Source organism: Streptomyces sp. NPDC029138 (genome assembly GCF_055564375.1).
In genome coordinates, this window is record NZ_JBVHWM010000004.1 from 277,743 (window position 1) to 292,476 (window position 14,734).

13 protein-coding genes and 1 riboswitch are annotated in these 14,734 nt (G+C 70.0%); of the genes, 3 read left to right on the forward strand and 10 right to left on the reverse strand.

What is annotated here, in order from left to right:
* Window positions 1-138 precede the first annotated feature (138 nt).
* Together ACZ4WH_RS06970 and ACZ4WH_RS06975 are read left to right on the forward strand one after the other, a co-directional pair.
* Window positions 139-882: a rhomboid family intramembrane serine protease gene (locus ACZ4WH_RS06970; protein ID WP_468177384.1), complete on the forward strand. Its 744-nt coding sequence runs from the start codon at window positions 139-141 to the stop codon at window positions 880-882.
* Window positions 879-1,160, forward strand: a complete 282-nt coding sequence (locus tag ACZ4WH_RS06975) for an Lrp/AsnC family transcriptional regulator (protein ID WP_356341607.1) — start codon at window positions 879-881, stop codon at window positions 1,158-1,160. Before ACZ4WH_RS06970 ends, ACZ4WH_RS06975 begins: the two co-directional genes overlap by 4 nt.
* A 19-nt stretch (window positions 1,161-1,179) precedes the next feature.
* Here ACZ4WH_RS06975 and ACZ4WH_RS06980 read toward each other — a convergent pair whose 3' ends face one another.
* The 7 genes from ACZ4WH_RS06980 to ctaE form a co-directional block, all read right to left on the reverse strand.
* Window positions 1,180-4,098 carry a protein kinase domain-containing protein gene (locus tag ACZ4WH_RS06980; protein WP_468177386.1) on the reverse strand — a complete coding sequence of 973 codons (2,919 nt, stop codon included), beginning with the start codon at window positions 4,096-4,098 and terminating at the stop codon, window positions 1,180-1,182.
* Window positions 4,099-4,150: 52 nt separating this feature from the next.
* Window positions 4,151-5,527, reverse strand: coding sequence for an aminotransferase class V-fold PLP-dependent enzyme (locus tag ACZ4WH_RS06985; protein WP_468177389.1), 1,377 nt, complete (start codon window positions 5,525-5,527; stop codon window positions 4,151-4,153).
* A gap of 131 nt (window positions 5,528-5,658) precedes the next feature.
* A riboswitch (SAM riboswitch) is annotated at window positions 5,659-5,776 on the reverse strand.
* A gap of 72 nt (window positions 5,777-5,848) precedes the next feature.
* On the reverse strand, window positions 5,849-6,913 hold the full coding sequence (gene trpD, locus ACZ4WH_RS06990; RefSeq protein ID WP_468177391.1) for an anthranilate phosphoribosyltransferase: 1,065 nt from the start codon (window positions 6,911-6,913) through the stop codon (window positions 5,849-5,851).
* 121 nt (window positions 6,914-7,034) lie between these two features.
* On the reverse strand, window positions 7,035-8,672 hold the full coding sequence (gene qcrB / locus ACZ4WH_RS06995) for a cytochrome bc1 complex cytochrome b subunit (protein ID WP_468177393.1): 1,638 nt from the start codon (window positions 8,670-8,672) through the stop codon (window positions 7,035-7,037).
* Window positions 8,669-9,727 carry a cytochrome bc1 complex Rieske iron-sulfur subunit gene (gene qcrA, locus ACZ4WH_RS07000; protein ID WP_468177395.1) on the reverse strand — a complete coding sequence of 353 codons (1,059 nt, stop codon included), beginning with the start codon at window positions 9,725-9,727 and terminating at the stop codon, window positions 8,669-8,671. The genes qcrB and qcrA overlap by 4 nt, the downstream gene beginning before the upstream one ends.
* Complete coding sequence (gene qcrC / locus ACZ4WH_RS07005; RefSeq protein ID WP_468177398.1) at window positions 9,724-10,536, reverse strand: cytochrome bc1 complex diheme cytochrome c subunit; 813 nt, start codon at window positions 10,534-10,536, stop codon at window positions 9,724-9,726. The genes qcrA and qcrC overlap by 4 nt, the downstream gene beginning before the upstream one ends.
* A 62-nt stretch (window positions 10,537-10,598) precedes the next feature.
* Complete coding sequence (gene ctaE, locus ACZ4WH_RS07010; RefSeq protein WP_014672235.1) at window positions 10,599-11,219, reverse strand: aa3-type cytochrome oxidase subunit III; 621 nt, start codon at window positions 11,217-11,219, stop codon at window positions 10,599-10,601.
* 166 nt (window positions 11,220-11,385) lie between these two features.
* Between ctaE and ACZ4WH_RS07015 the strand changes: the two genes are divergently transcribed.
* Complete coding sequence (locus ACZ4WH_RS07015; protein WP_468177401.1) at window positions 11,386-11,787, forward strand: response regulator; 402 nt, start codon at window positions 11,386-11,388, stop codon at window positions 11,785-11,787.
* Between the two features lie 74 nt (window positions 11,788-11,861).
* Here the strand turns inward: ACZ4WH_RS07015 and ACZ4WH_RS07020 are convergent, their stop codons facing one another.
* From ACZ4WH_RS07020 to ACZ4WH_RS07030, 3 genes are all read right to left on the reverse strand, one after another.
* Entirely contained in the window at window positions 11,862-13,124 is a 1,263-nt protein-coding gene (locus ACZ4WH_RS07020; RefSeq protein ID WP_468177403.1) for a L,D-transpeptidase, read from the reverse strand.
* A 159-nt stretch (window positions 13,125-13,283) separates the two neighbouring features.
* A complete protein-coding gene (locus ACZ4WH_RS07025) occupies window positions 13,284-13,682 on the reverse strand; it encodes a cytochrome c oxidase subunit 4 (protein WP_030641899.1) in 399 nt (132 codons plus the stop codon).
* A partial coding sequence (locus ACZ4WH_RS07030; RefSeq protein WP_468177406.1) for a cytochrome c oxidase subunit I occupies window positions 13,679-14,734 on the reverse strand: 1,056 nt, incomplete at its 5' end. The genes ACZ4WH_RS07030 and ACZ4WH_RS07025, both read right to left, overlap by 4 nt.

Consider the following 14,734-nt stretch of genomic DNA (forward strand, 5'->3'; position numbering starts at 1 on the left):
CCTTCTCGTGTCGGTCCGCGCCGTCCCCCGACGCGTGTGGCTCGTAACCCTACGGCCTGGCGGGTGCCCGCCGCCCGTCCGTCCGCGGCGGCGAGGCGGTCTGTCAGCAAGCGTCCCGTTACGTCATGCTCTGTAGTCATGATCAGCACCTGGAGCACGGCGGCCGGCAGGACACTCAGAGCGGTCCGGGGCACCTCGGCACCGATGACATACGGCCTCATCGTCCTGTGCGGTCTGATCTTCGCCCTCGGCCCGGCCTCCGGGCTGGTCCCCGGGTACGGCTCCGGGGACGCGCTGCTCACCGCGCAGCGGGCGTACTTCCGGCACTGGGGCGTGGTCCCGGCCGAGCTGTTCGACGGCCCGGCCGGGGCCGCGCTCACCCCGGCCACCGCGCTGTTCGTGCACGGCAGCTGGGTGCATCTGCTCGGCAACATGCTCTTCCTCTTCGTCTTCGGGGCGATGACCGAGGAACGGATGGGCCGGGTGGAGTTCACCCTGTTCTACGTCGGCTGCGGCTATCTCGCCCTGCTGGGATACGCGGCGGCCAACGCCGCCTCCGAGCAGTCGCTGGTCGGCGCCTCCGGGGCGATCTCGGCGGTTCTCGGAGCGTTCCTCTACCTTTTCCCCCGCGCGCGTGTGACCAGTCTCCTGCCGTTCCTGTTCTTCCTGCCGCTGCGCTTCCCGGCCTGGGTGGTGCTGCCGTGCTGGGCGGCCCTTCAGTGGCTGGCGGCGGGACGCGCGTCCGACGGGCCGGGGGTGGCGTATCTGGCGCACCTGGTGGGGTTCGGGCTCGGGTTCGGCTACGCGTGGGTGCGTTATGGCCGTACGACTAAAGTGAAACCCTCCGCAGTTCCGGTCACCGAGGGAGAGAAACAGCCGTGATCACCGCGATCGTTCTGATCAAGACCAGCGTGGACCGGATCCCCGAGATCGCGGAGCAGATCGCTTCGCTGGATTCGGTGAGCGAGGTGTTCTCCGTCACCGGTACGTACGACCTGATCGCGATGGTCCGGGTGCGGGAGCACGAGGATCTCGCCGAGATCATTCCGGGGCGGATCAGCAAGATTCCCGGGGTGGAGGCCACGGACACGCACGTCGCCTTCCGCACCTACTCCCAGCACGACCTGGAGGCCGCGTTCGCGATCGGCCTCGACAACTAGGGACGACCGCGGACGACGCCTAGGCGCTGACGTCCACCGCGGCGATGCCGGTGCCCGAGGGGACGTAGAGCCGGCCGCCGCGCGCGACCGGGGCGTGCTGGTCGTCGCCCGCCTCCCGGCCGAGGGCCGCGCTCCAGCGCTTCTTCCCGTTCAGGTCCAGTGCCCACACCGTCTCCCCCGCACGCGCGTACACGGTGCCGTCGGCCACCACCACGCGGGGATCGGACGAGCCGCTTTCGACGCGGTACGTCCAGGCCCGGGAGCCGTCGGCCGCCCGGACGGCGTACACGGCGCCCGGTTCCATGCCGACGGCCAGCGTACGGCTGCCCGCGGTCAGCGCCCCGGCGCCGTCCTCCCTGCGCCACAGCCGCCGGCCGTCCGTGACGCGGAAGCCCTGGTTCTCGGCGGCGGAGTCCGTGAACAGGGTGGTGCCCGCGAGGGCGAGGGCCGTGACGTCGGCGCCCGCGGCCACCTGCCACTTCGGCGAACCGTTCCGCGCGTCCAGCGCGAGCAGGGTGTCGCCGTAGCTGCCCGTACAGACCGTCCCGGCCGAGACGAGCGGGGTGCCGGTGGGGCCGGCCGGGGTCTTGGCGGTCCAGTTCTCGCTGCCGTCGGAGGCGTAGCAGCGCAGCCCGCCCTCGTCCGTGCCGCCGACGGAGACGAGCACGTCCTGGCCGAGCAGGACCGGGACGGCGTGGCGCTGGCCACCGAGGGTGCGGGTCCACAGGGGGCTGCCGGACGGGCTCACCGCGGTCAGCCGGCGCGTGTCCTCGGAGTGCAGGCCCACCACGCAGTACACGGCGTCCCGGGTGACCACGGGGGTGGAGACGTCGTCGCCGAGCCTGACCTTCCAGCGCTTGGAGCCGTCCTGGGAGATCGCGTGCAGGACGCCGCCGGAGGTGCCCGCGTAGACGACGGAGCCGTCCGGGGAGGGCGCGCAGCAGGCCCCGTCCAGACCGCCGATGCCGCCGAGGTCGTACTGCCAGCGCAGCACCGCCGGCCGGGCCGTGTGGGCCGACGGGGTCGGTGAGCGGTCGCTTCCGCCACTGCTCTCGGTACGGAACCCGTACTCCCACAGCCAGCCACCGGCCCCGACCCCGGCCACGGCCACGGCACCCCCGGCGAGGGCCTTGAGCAGCCGACGACGACCGGGGGCGACGGGGCCCAGGCGACGGCTTGGGGCGTCGGCACCGGCCGAGCCGGCGAGGGTGGCAGGGCTGACCGAGTCGTCGGGTACGGCAGGGGCCGCCGAACCGCTCGGGACCGCCCGGGTCTCCGAACCGATCGTGGCGGCAGGGGTGGCCGAGTCGCCCGGGATGGCGTGCTCGTCCGAGCCGGTCGGGACCGCAGGGGCCGGGCCGGTCAGGATCGAAGGGACCGCCGAACCGCTCTCGGCCGCCCCGGTCTCCGGACCGCTCGGGGCCGCAGCAGTCGCTGAGTCGCCCGGGGTGGCCTGGTCCGCCGAGCCGGTCGGGACCGCAGAGGCCGGGTCGGTCAGGATCGAGGGGACAGCCGAACCACTCGGAGTCACCCGCGTCTCCGAACCCATCGGGGCAGCAGGAGTCGCTGAGTCGCCCGGGGTGGCCTGGTCCGCCGAGCCGGTCGGGACCGCAGGGACCGGGCCGGTCAGGATCGAGGGGACCGCCGAACCACTCGGAGTCACCCGGGTCTCCGAACCCATCGGGGCAGCAGGAGTCGCTGAGTCGCCCGGGGTGGCCTGGTCGGTCGAGCCGATCAGGGCCGCAGGGACCGGGCCGGCCGCCGAACCACTCGGCGTCGCCCGGGTCTCCGAACCCATCGGGGCAGCAGCAGTCGCCGAGTCGCCCGGGGCGGCCTGGTCCGCCGAGCCGGCCGGGGTCGCAGGGGCCGGGTCGGTCGGGATCGAAGGGACCGCCGAACCACTCTCGGCCGCCCCGGTCTCCGAGCCCGTAGGGCCAGCAGCAGTCGCCGAGTCGCTCGGGGTGGCCTGGTCGGTCGAGCCGGCCGGGGCCGCAGGGTTGGCCGGGGAAGTGGGTGTGGTGGGGGCCGGGGGCAGGTATTCCACGCCGCTGGGGCGGTCGTCGGGGGTCGGGTGGGGGCGGGTCGCGGGGCCGTACCAGCCCGGGCGGGCGGCGGCGCGCAGGGTGTCCGGGGTGAACCCGGCGCCCGCCACCACCTCCGCCGGCTCCGGACGCTCCAGCGGGTCCTCGCGCAGACAGGCCGTCACCAGCGGGCGGATGTCCTCCGGCACGCCGGACAGGTCGAAGTCGCGGGTCAGGATGCGCAGCAGCACCACCGAGTCCTGGCCCTCGCCGAACGGCTCCCGGCCGGCCGCCGCGTAGGCGAGGACCGCGCCGAGGGAGAAGACGTCGCTGGGCGGGCCGACCTGGCCGCCGTTGCGGATCTGCTCCGGCGAGACATAGCCGACCGAGCCGACGACCGCGCCGGTGCGGGTCAGCGCGGTGGCCTCCAGCGCCCGGACGATCCCGAAGTCGATGACCCGGGGCCCGTCCGGGCCCAGCAGGATGTTCGACGGCTTCAGATCTCGGTGGACCAGCCCCTTGGCGTGGATGGCGGCCAGCGCCTCGCCGAGCGCGGCGGCGAGGACACGGACCGCGGGCCCGGGCAGCGCGCCGTGGTCCAGGACGGCGTCCCGCACATTCGGCCCGGACACGAACTCCGTTGCCATCCAAGGTCGTTCGGCCTCGGTGTCGGCGTCCACGACCCGTGCGGTGTAGGTGTCCGCGCCGCCGACGGTCTGGGCGGCGCGGACCTCGTGGCGGAAGCGGGCGCGGAAGGTGCGGTCCTCGGCGTGCTCGGCCCGTACGACCTTCACCGCGAGCCTGAGGCCGGTACGGGACTCGGCGAGGTAGACCTCGCCCATGCCGCCCGCGCCCAGTCTGTGCGTGGTGGTGTACGGGCCGATGTGGCGCGGGTCTGTTGCGCGCAGCGGCTGCACTCCGGGCTCCCCCTGTCCAACGTGTCGTCAGGGGGAGGTTATACGGCGCTCCTCACACCGCCGGCACGCAGCGGCCGTCCTCCGTGCGGTACTGCCACTTCGCGCCCTCCGCCACCAGTTCCCTGACGGCGTTCACGAAGCGCTCCACGTGCTCGTCCGGCGTGCCCGCGCCGAAGCTGACGCGGATGGCGTTGAGGGACTTCTCGCCCGGGGCCGCCTCGGGGGCACCGCACTCGCCCTGGGCCTGCGGGTCGCTGCCGAGCAGGGTGCGGACCAGGGGGTGGGCGCAGAAGAGGCCGTCGCGGACGCCGATGCCGTACTCGGCGGAGAGCGCGGCGGCGAAGTGGGAGCTGTTCCAGCCGTCGACGACGAAGGAGATCACGCCGACGCGCGGGGCGTCGTCGCCGAAGAGGGACAGCACGCGCACCTCGGGCACCTCGGCCAGGCCCTCGCGGACCTTGGCGATCAGGTGCCGCTCACGGGCGACGAGGGTGTCCCAGCCGGCCTCGGTGAGGGCCTTGCAGGCGGAGGCGACGGCGTAGGCGCCGATGACGTTCGGGGAGCCGGCCTCATGGCGGGCCGCGGTCTCGTGCCACTCGACGGCGACGCCGCCGTCCTCGCGCCGGGTGACCTTGCGGCTGGCGCCGCCGCCCGCGAGGTACGGCTCGGCCGCCTGGAGCCAGTCGGCGCGGCCGGCCAGGACTCCGGAGCCGAAGGGGGCGTACAGCTTGTGGCCGGAGAAGGCGACCCAGTCGACGTCCAGGTCACGGATGTCCACCGGGTGGTGCGGGGCCAGCTGGGCGGCGTCCAGGACGATGCGGGCTCCGTGGGCGTGCGCGACGGCGGCCAGTTCGCGCACCGGCCACAGCTCGCCGGTGACGTTGGAGGCGCCGGTGACGCAGACCAGGGCCGGGCCCTGGCCCCCTTCGATGGACGCGGTGCGGTCGGCGAGGGCCCGCTCCAGGGTCTCGACGGCCTGCCGCGGGGTGCGCGGGGCGTTGAGGCAGGTGACCCGCGCGTCCCGCCAGGGCAGCAGGGAGGCGTGGTGCTCGGTCTCGAAGACGAAGACCTGGCAGTCGGCCGGGAGCGCCCGGGCCAGCAGGTTGAGGGAGTCGGTGGTGGAGCGGGTGAAGATCACCTGGTCGTCCGGACGGCAGCCGAGGAAGTCGGCGACCGTCGTGCGGGCGTTCTCGAACAGGTCGGTGGAGAGCTGGGAGAGGTAGCCGGCGCCCCGGTGGACGCTGCCGTAGTACGGGGCGTACGCGGCGACGTCGTCCCAGACGCGCTGGAGGGCGGGGGCGCTGGCCGCGTAGTCCAGGGCGGCGTAGGTGACTTCGCCGCCGGTGACCAGGGGGACGGTGACATCTCGCCCAAGGACGGACAGAGGGGCGCAAACGGACTGGTCGGCGGCAGCGGTGGAGACAGACATGGCGGAACTCCCGTGACAGGAATGCGGAGAAGAGAGAAAAGGGGTGTGCGGAGGCGGGGCTCTGCGGCCCTAACGCATTCGCTTGCTCACGGAAGGCTCCCTCGAACGACCAGGACCCCTGGTGTGTGAGGGGTCCGCGCTTGCCGTAGGCCTTGCTGCCGTACGGCCTGGTCTTCACCCGGGGCACCCCGCCACGGACGGAGGGTTGCCGGACAGTCGGCCGGGGCCTCATGACTGTCACTCATGACCTGGTACAGGAACGTACTGAAGTGATCGTCGTCCCGCAACCCGTGTCCGGATCGCGGGACGACTCCCGGGGCGCTAGGCGTTGCTGACGGCCACCCAGCGGTCCAGGGTGCGCTTGGCCGCGCCCGAGTCGATCGACTCCGCGGCCCGCGCCATGCCCGCGCGGATCTGCTCGGTGAGCGGCGCGTCCGTCGGCTCGAGGGCCACCAGCGCCGCCGCCGAGTTCAGCAGGACGGCGTCCCGTACGGCCCCTGTCTCACCGTCGAGCAGGCGGCGGGCGACCTCGGCGTTGTAGGAGGCGTCGGCACCGCGCAGGGCGTCCACGGGGACGAGGTCGATGCCGACCTCGCGCGGGTCGAAGGTCTCCTCGGTGACCTTGCCGTCCCGGACCACCCACACCCGGGAGGTAGCGGTCACGGTCAGCTCGTCGAGGCCGTCGTCGCCCCGGAAGACCAGCGCCGAGTTGCCGCGCTCGGCGAGGACGCCGGCGACGATCGGCGCCATGCGGGGATCCGCGACACCGACGGCCTGCGACCGCACCTGCGCGGGGTTGGTCAGCGGGCCCAGCACGTTGAAGGTGGTCCGGATGCCCAACTGGCCGCGCGCGGGGGCGACATGGCGCAGGGACGGATGGAACCGCACCGCGAAGCAGATGGTGATGCCGGCTTCCTCGGCCACCTCGGCCACCCGCTGCGGGGTCAGGTTCAGGTTGATGCCGAGCTTCTCCAGGACGTCGGAGGAGCCGGAGGCGGAGGACGCGGCGCGGTTGCCGTGCTTGACGACCTTGGCACCCGCGCCCGCGACGACGATCGAGGACATGGTGGAGATGTTCACCGTCTTGGCGCCGTCCCCGCCGGTGCCGACGATGTCGACGGCCGGGCCGGGCACCTCGATGACGTTCGCGTGCGCGTACATCGTCCGGACCAGTCCGGTGATCTCCTGGACCGTCTCGCCCTTGGCCCGCAGCGCCACCATGAACCCGGCGATCTGCGCGTCGGTCGCCTCCCCGCGCATGATCAGGTCCATGGCCCAGGCGGTGTCGTCGGCGGACAGGTCCCGGCCGTCCAGCAGACCGTTCAGCAGGGCGGGCCAGGAGCGGCCCGCCGCGGTGTCGCCTCCAGCGGGGGTCACAGCGCTCATCAGCCGCTCCTTGAACAGATTCCTGCTACGTCGTACACCACCCTATCCAGCCGGAGGCACGGCGAAGGGCCCCGTCCGGGTTACGGACGGGGCCCTTCGGAGTGGCGTGGCGACGCGGGGATCAGTGGTGGCCGTGGCCGCTCGTGATCTCCTTGTACTCCTCGACGGTCGGCTTCGGGATCTGGTTGTCCTCGCCGTAGTAGGCGTTGGACAGCTTCACCCGCAGCTTCTCCGAGGCCGGGACCTTGCGCTCGACCCCGTTCTCGTCGACCGTCGGACCGATCTCGGCCGGCGTGTACTGCTCGTGCGAGGTGAGCGTGTGCAGCTGCTCCTGGCTGAGCGGCTCGTGCACCTCGATGAACTCACCGTGCGGCAGCCGCTTGATGATGCCGGTCTCGCGGCCGTGCAGCACCTTGTCGCGGTCGCGGCGCTGGAGGCCCAGGCAGATCCGCTTGGTGACGATGAACGCGATGACCGGGGCCACGAAGTAGGCGATCCGGACGAACCAGGTGACCGCGTTGATCGACAGGTGGAAGTGCGTGGCGAAGATGTCGTTGCCGCCACCGATCAGCATCACGAAGTACACGGTCAGCCAGGCGACACCGAACGCCGTACGGGTCGGAGCGTTGCGCGGGCGGTCCAGGATGTGGTGCTCGCGCTTGTCGCCGGTGACCCAGGCCTCGATGAACGGGTACGCCGCGATCGCGCCGAGGATCACGCCGAACAGCACCAGCGGGATGAACACGCCCAGGACGAGCGTGTGGCCCCAGAAGTCGATCTCCCAGCCCGGCATGGCACGGATCAGACCCTCGGCCATGCCCATGTACCAGTCCGGCTGGGCGCCGGTGGACACCTGGTCCGGACGGTAGGGGCCGATGGCCCAGATCGGGTTGATCTGCGCGATCGCCGCGAGGGCCGCGAGCACACCGAAGACCAGGAAGAAGAAGCCGCCGGCCTTCGCCATGTACACCGGCAGCAGCGGCATGCCGACGACGTTCTTGTTCGTCTTGCCGGGACCCGTGAACTGCGTGTGCTTGTGGTAGAAGACCAGGATCAGGTGGCCCACCACCAGGCCCAGCATGATGCCCGGGAGCAGCAGGATGTGGATCGAGTAGAAGCGGGCCACGAAGTCGCCGCCCGGGAACTCGCCGCCGAAGAGGAAGAACGAGATGTACGTGCCGACGATCGGCACGGACAGGATCGCGCCCTCCATGAAGCGGACACCGGTGCCGGAGAGCAGGTCGTCCGGGAGCGAGTAACCGGTGAAACCGGTGAACATGCCCAGGACGAGCAGCAGGAAGCCGAACAGCCAGTTGACCTCACGCGGCTTGCGGAACGCGCCGGTGAAGAACACGCGCATCATGTGCACGAACATGCCGGCGATGAAGACGACCGCGCCCCAGTGGTGGATCTGCCGCATGAGCAGACCACCGCGCACGTCGAAGGAGATGTGCAGGGTCGAGCTGAACGCCTCGGACATCATCTGCCCCTGGAGCGGGACGTACGAGCCGTGGTACTCCACCTCGTTCATCGACGGGTGGAAGAACAGCGTCAGATAGACACCCGTCAGGATGATGATGATGAAGCTGTAGAGGCAGACCTCACCCAACATGAACGACCAGTGGTCGGGGAAGATCTTGCGCATGTTGGCCTTGGCGAGGGAGTAGATCCCGAGCCGGCCGTCGGCCCAGTCGGCGAGACGCTCGCCGGCCGGTGCCTTCCCGCGAGAGCGGGGGGTCTCGTTCGCTGAAGTACTCATCCGCGCTCCCAGAATGCAGGACCGACGGGCTCCTCGAAGTCGCCGAGCGCCTGGAGGTAACCCTCACTGTCCACACCGATGCGCAGCTGCGGCAGGGCGTGGCCGGCGGGGCCGAAGATCACTCGGGCACCGTCGGAGAGGTCGAAGGTGGACTGGTGGCACGGGCACAGCACGTGGTGCGTCTGCTGCTCGTACAGGGAGATCGGACAGCCGACGTGGGTGCAGATCTTCGAGTAGGCGACGATGCCCTCGTGCGACCACTCCAGCTCGCGCTTGTCCTTGATGTTGCCCGGCTGGAGCCGGACGATCATCAGGGCGGCCTTGGCGATCTCCGTCTGGAACTCCTCGGAGTGCTCCTCCAGGCCGTCCGGCTTGGCGAAGGTGAGCGAGCCGACGGAGACGTCCTCGGGACGCAGCGGCTGGTTCGTGTTCACGTTGACCAGGCGCTTGCCCTTGGCCCACATGGTGTGGCGGAGCTTGGTCCCCGGCGCCGGGCCGAGACCGCCGAGCAGCATGACACCGGAGAGCGGCACCAGGGCCAGCGCGCCGAACATCGTGTTGCGGATCAGCTTGCGGCGGCCGAGCGCCGACTCCTTCGCGCCCTGGCGGAAGTCCGCGTGCACCTTCGCCCGGACGTCGGCGGGAGCCTCGATCGGGTGACGGTCGTCGGCGACCTCCACGTCGGACATCAGGGTGCGGGCCCAGTGGACCGCGCCCGCGCCGATGCAGAACAGCGCCACACCGAGGGTCAGACCGAGCGCGAAGTTCAGCGCGTTGATGTGCCCGATCGGGAAGACGAAGATCTGCTTGTCGTGCGGGACCGCCAGGTACGCGACGATGAAGCCGATGGTGGCCAGCATCGACACCGTGAACAGCAGGGCGACGTTGCGCTCGGACCGCTTGGCGGCCCGCTCGTCGACGTCCTGGATCCGGTGCTCGTGCGGCGGCAGCCCCGGGTCCGCGAACGGGTTCTCCTCGTCCGCGATCCCTACCGCGCCGTGCGCGTGGTCCTGCTCAGCGGGCAGGTTCTCTTCTGGAATGTCTTGGCTACTCATGACTTCTTGGCCTTTGCGGTCCGAGCGGCGACCCAGACGGCGACCACGATGAGCGTGCCGAGGCCGAAGATCCAGCCGAACAGACCCTCACTGACCGGCCCGAGGCCGCCCAGCTCCAGACCACCCGGGTTCTCGGTCTTGTCGCCGTTGACCGCGTTGAGGTACGCGATGATGTCCTTCTTGTTCTTCTCCGACAGCGTGGTGTCGGGGAAGGACGGCATGTTCTGCGGGCCCGTCTGCATGGCCTCGTAGATGTGCTTCGGAGCGACACCCTCCAGGTCCGGCGCGAACTTGCCCTTGGTCAGGGCGCCGCCCTTGCCGGTGAAGTTGTGGCACTGCGCGCAGTTGGTGCGGAACAGCTCGCCGCCCTTGGCGATGTCCGCGCCCGCGGGGCCGTACTGCTGCTTCGTGGGCACGTTCGGGCCGGCGCCCAGCGAGGCGATGTACGCGGCCAGCTGGTCGATCTGGGCCTGCGTGTAGATGTTCTTCTTGCGCGGGACCTGGGCGCCCTGCGAGGTGGCGGCGGGCATACGGCCGGTGCCGACCTGGAAGTCGACGGCCGCGGCGCCCACGCCGACGAGGCTCGGGCCGTCGGAGGAGCCCTGGCCACCGGTGCCGTGGCAGCTGGCGCAGCCGACCTCGTAGAGCTTCTTGCCCTCCTTGATGGTCAGGGACTGGGAGGTTTCATCGGCCTGCGCCTTGCCCGCGGGCGCGAACGCGGCGTACAGCCCCCCAGTGGCCGCCAGCGCGAGGAGTAGGACGACGACCGCCGCCAGCGGATGGCGTCGTCGTGCGGAGAGCTTTTTCACGGATTACCCCGGTGTCAGGATCTTCTGCGTCGGTGCTTCTGGATGTGCGGGAGCGGTCCCGGCTACTTGATCAGGTAGATCGTGGCGAAGAGGCCGATCCAGACGACATCGACGAAGTGCCAGTAGTAGGACACGACGATGGCGGCGGTCGCCTGCTCGTGAGTGAACCTCTTGGCCATGTAGGTGCGGCCGAGGACCAGCAGGAAGGCGATGAGACCGCCCGTCACGTGCAGGCCGTGGAAGCCGGTGGTCAGGTAGAACACCGAGCCGTACGGGTCGGAGGACAGCGAGATGCCGTCCTTCTTCACCAGCTCCGTGTACTCGTAGATCTGACCGCCGATGAAGATCGCACCCATGATGAAGGTGAGGATGAACCAGCCACGGAGCTTCTTCACATCGCCGCGCTCGGCCGCGAACACGCCGAGCTGGCAGGTGAGGGAGGAGAGCACCAGGATGGTGGTGTTCGTGGCGGAGAAGGGCACGTTGAGTGCCTCCGCCATCTCCTTCCAGTGAGCCGGTCCGGTCACCGACCGGAGGGTGAAGTACATCGCGAAGAGGGCCGCGAAGAACATCAGCTCGGAACTCAGCCAGATGATGGTTCCGACGCTGGTGAGGTTCGGCCGGTTGACCGACGGGTGCGCGTGCCCGGTTTCTACTGTCGTTGCTGTCGCCACGACCGACATTATGTCGGTCGCTTATCTCGCGCTCACTCCGGGGGGTGCCGTTCGGAGTGTTGCCACCCAGGAGACCGGTGTTGACGTGGTGTTCATGGGGACGATGGCGGGAGTAACATCCGCCCGAACGGGCCCGCCCGTCCTGTCCGTACGACGCTGACGTCTCGGAGGAACAATGCAGCCGACCGCCACGGTGCTGGTCTACAGCGACGACTCCAACACCCGCGAGCAAGTACGGCTGGCCGCCGGGCGTCGGCCGGCGCCCGACGTCCCCCTGGTCGAGTTCGTGGAGTGCGCGACTCCCGAGGCGGTGCTGCGGGAACTGGACAAGGGCGGCATCGACGTCTGCGTGCTCGACGGCGAGGCCGTGCCGATGGGCGGCATGGGGATGTGCCGGCAGATCAAGGACGAGGTCTTCAACTGTCCGCCGGTGCTGCTGCTCATGGGGCGGCCGCAGGACGCCTGGCTGGCCACGTGGAGCCGGGCCGACGCGGCGGTCACCCTGCCGGTGGATCCGGTGGAGTTCGCCTCGGCCCTGGCCTCCCTGCTCCGTCAGCAGCGGTTGGTGGGCGCCTAGCGGGGAGGGGCGCGAGGTGCGTGCGCGAGTGCGGTCCGGTGGGGCCTTCTCGCGCCGTTCCCCGCGCCCCTTCATCACGCGGCTGCCGGCTGGACGCGTAGCGCGTCTCCCGGGGCCGGGCCCTCCGGTTTGCCGTTGAAGAGGGCACTGCCCTGGCGCCACTTCTGCCAGTCGACGTTCCAGTCGCCGAAGCCGTTGCCGAAGGGCTCCATGTCGTCGCCGTTGGAGTTGACGACCTTGACGATGTCGCCCTCGCGGACGGTGTCGAAGAACCACTCGGCGTTGGACGTGCTCATACCGGTGCAGCCGTGGCTGACGTTGGCGTACCCCTGGGAGCCCACGGACCAGGGGGCGGCGTGGACGTACTCGCCGGACCAGGTGACCCGGGTGGCGTAGTAGACCGGCAGGTCGTAGGAGTCGGCGCTGCCCTCGGCGATGCCGACCGTGGTGCCGCGCATGCGTACGAAGTACTGCTTGGCCAGGACGACCTTGACGCCGTTGCGGGTCTCGAAGCCGGGCTTGCCCGTCGTGACGGGGATCTGGTTGATCTCCTCGCCGTTCTTGTAGACCGTCATCTGGTGCGTGGCGGCGTCCGTGACGGCCTCGATCCTGTCGCCCGTGGTGATCTTCAGCGGCTTGGACGGGCCGCCCCACAGCCGGTCGCCGATCTTGACGCCCTCCAGGTTGCTGTGCACCTGGATGGTGGCGTGAACGGGCCAGTAGTCCTTGGGCCGGTAGTGGAGTTCCTTGTTGTCGACCCAGTGCCAGGCGCCCTGCACGGCCGGCGTGGACTCCACCCTCAGGGCCCGCTCCACGACGGCGCGCTGCGCCTTGTCCTTGATCTCGTGGTCGAGTTGGGCCGTGATCGGCTGTCCGACGCCGTAGGTGCCCTTCTCCGGCCCGAACGTGACGTTCAGGCGCTGCTTGGTCGTCGGCCCGCTGGTGTCGAACGTGAGGACCTTGCGGCCGGGCGCGCCGTCCTCGTCCTCGGTGCTCACCGTGACCGTGTAGTGGGCGTTGGCGGCCAGCGGGGAGGTGCTGTGCCAGCGGCTGCCGTCGGCGGCGAGTTCGCCCGCCACGTGGCGCCCTGTGGAGTCCTGGGCGGTGACGTCCGTGATACGGCCGTCGTCGCTGTTGGCGGTGACCTCCAGGGGCTTGTCCGGATCGGCCCGCTTCCCCGCTTCGGTGGGGCCGTTGAAGGAGATCAGGCCCGCTGCGTCGTACGGCCTGGCCGACAGGGGGTTGCCGTCCGAACCGCAAGCGGTGACGCCCGCGCCGAGGGCGGTCACCAGCAGCGCGCAGCTGACGACGGTGCGGGTCCGCGGAGTGTGGTTCATATGATCACGCTATGAGGTGGAGAGCTTACCGGCACGGCGGGTAACTCGTACGAGTGAACGACACTGCGGCAAAGGAAGGACACGCCGAAGCGGCCGGAAAAGCCCGGAGCCCGGACCCCCCTGATGGAGGGTCCGGGCTCCCGGTGTGTTCCGTGAGTGCTACTGGGTGCGGTTCTCACCGTGGTAGTACTCGAACACCCAGCCGAAGATGCCGACCACGATGAACGGGGCGGCGAAGTAGATCAGCCACCAGCCGACCGCGATGCTGAGGAAGGCGACGGCACCGCCGAAGCCCAGCATGAGCGGCTGCCAGCTGTGCGGGCTGAAGAAGCCCAGCTCGCCCGCGTCGTCCGCGACGTCGGCCTCCTTGTCGTCCTGGGCGCCCGCGTCGACCCGCCGGGCGGTGAAGCCCAGGTAGAAGCCGATCATGACGCTCAGGCCGAAGGCCAGGAAGAGAGCGGTGGTACCGGCCGGCTCCTTCGACCACACGCCATACACGATGGCCATGATCAGGATGAAGACGCTCAGCCAGATGAACATCCGACCCTGGATCTTCACTTGCCGGCCTCCTTGCTGCCCGCGACGGCGGTGCCGTGACCGGCGTGCTCGAGCTGTTCGAGCGCGGCGATCTCAGGGTGGTGCAGGTCGAACGCCGGGGATTCGCTGCGGATCCGCGGCAGGGTGAGGAAGTTGTGCCGGGGCGGCGGGCAGGAGGTCGCCCACTCCAGCGAACGGCCGTAGCCCCACGGGTCGTCCACGCCGACCGGCTTGCCGTACTTGGCCGTCTTCCAGACGTTGTAGAGGAACGGCAGGATCGACAGGCCGAGCAGGAAGGAGCTGATGGTCGACACCGTGTTCAGCGCGGTGAAGCCGTCGGCGGCCAGGTAGTCGGCGTAGCGGCGCGGCATGCCCTCGGCGCCCAGCCAGTGCTGGACGAGGAAGGTGCCGTGGAAGCCGATGAACAGCGTCCAGAAGGTGATCTTGCCGAGCCGCTCGTCGAGCATCTTGCCGGTCCACTTCGGCCACCAGAAGTGGAAGCCGGAGAACATGGCGAAGACGACCGTGCCGAAGACCACGTAGTGGAAGTGGGCCACCACGAAGTACGAGTCGGAGACGTGGAAGTCCATGGGCGGCGAGGCCAGGATGACACCGGTCAGACCACCGAACGTGAAGGTGATCAGGAAGCCGGTCGCCCAGAGCATCGGCGTCTCGAAGGACAACGAGCCCTTCCACATGGTGCCGATCCAGTTGAAGAACTTCACACCGGTCGGGACGGCGATCAGGAAGGTCATGAAGGAGAAGAACGGCAGCAGCACACCACCGGTGACGTACATGTGGTGGGCCCACACCGTCACGGACAGACCGGCGATCGCGATGGTCGCGGCGATCAGACCCATGTAGCCGAACATCGGCTTACGGGAGAACACCGGGATCACTTCGCTGATGATGCCGAAGAACGGCAGCGCGATGATGTACACCTCTGGGTGGCCGAAGAACCAGAAGAGGTGTTGCCAGAGCAGGGCTCCGCCGTTGGCCGCGTCGAAGACATGGGCACCGAACTTGCGGTCCGCCTCCAGGGCGAACAGCGCGGCGGCCAGCACCGGGAAGGC

Coding starts and splice junctions, on each gene's coding strand:
- ACZ4WH_RS06970 (WP_468177384.1), top strand. CDS start 139: ATGATCAGCACCTGGAGCACGGCGGCCGGCAGGACACTCAGAGCGGTC.
- ACZ4WH_RS06985 (WP_468177389.1), bottom strand. CDS start 5,527: ATGTCTGTCTCCACCGCTGCCGCCGACCAGTCCGTTTGCGCCCCTCTG.
- trpD (WP_468177391.1), bottom strand. CDS start 6,913: ATGAGCGCTGTGACCCCCGCTGGAGGCGACACCGCGGCGGGCCGCTCC.
- qcrB (WP_468177393.1), bottom strand. CDS start 8,672: ATGAGTACTTCAGCGAACGAGACCCCCCGCTCTCGCGGGAAGGCACCG.
- qcrA (WP_468177395.1), bottom strand. CDS start 9,727: ATGAGTAGCCAAGACATTCCAGAAGAGAACCTGCCCGCTGAGCAGGAC.
- ctaE (WP_014672235.1), bottom strand. CDS start 11,219: ATGTCGGTCGTGGCGACAGCAACGACAGTAGAAACCGGGCACGCGCAC.
- ACZ4WH_RS07015 (WP_468177401.1), top strand. CDS start 11,386: ATGCAGCCGACCGCCACGGTGCTGGTCTACAGCGACGACTCCAACACC.
- ACZ4WH_RS07020 (WP_468177403.1), bottom strand. CDS start 13,124: ATGAACCACACTCCGCGGACCCGCACCGTCGTCAGCTGCGCGCTGCTG.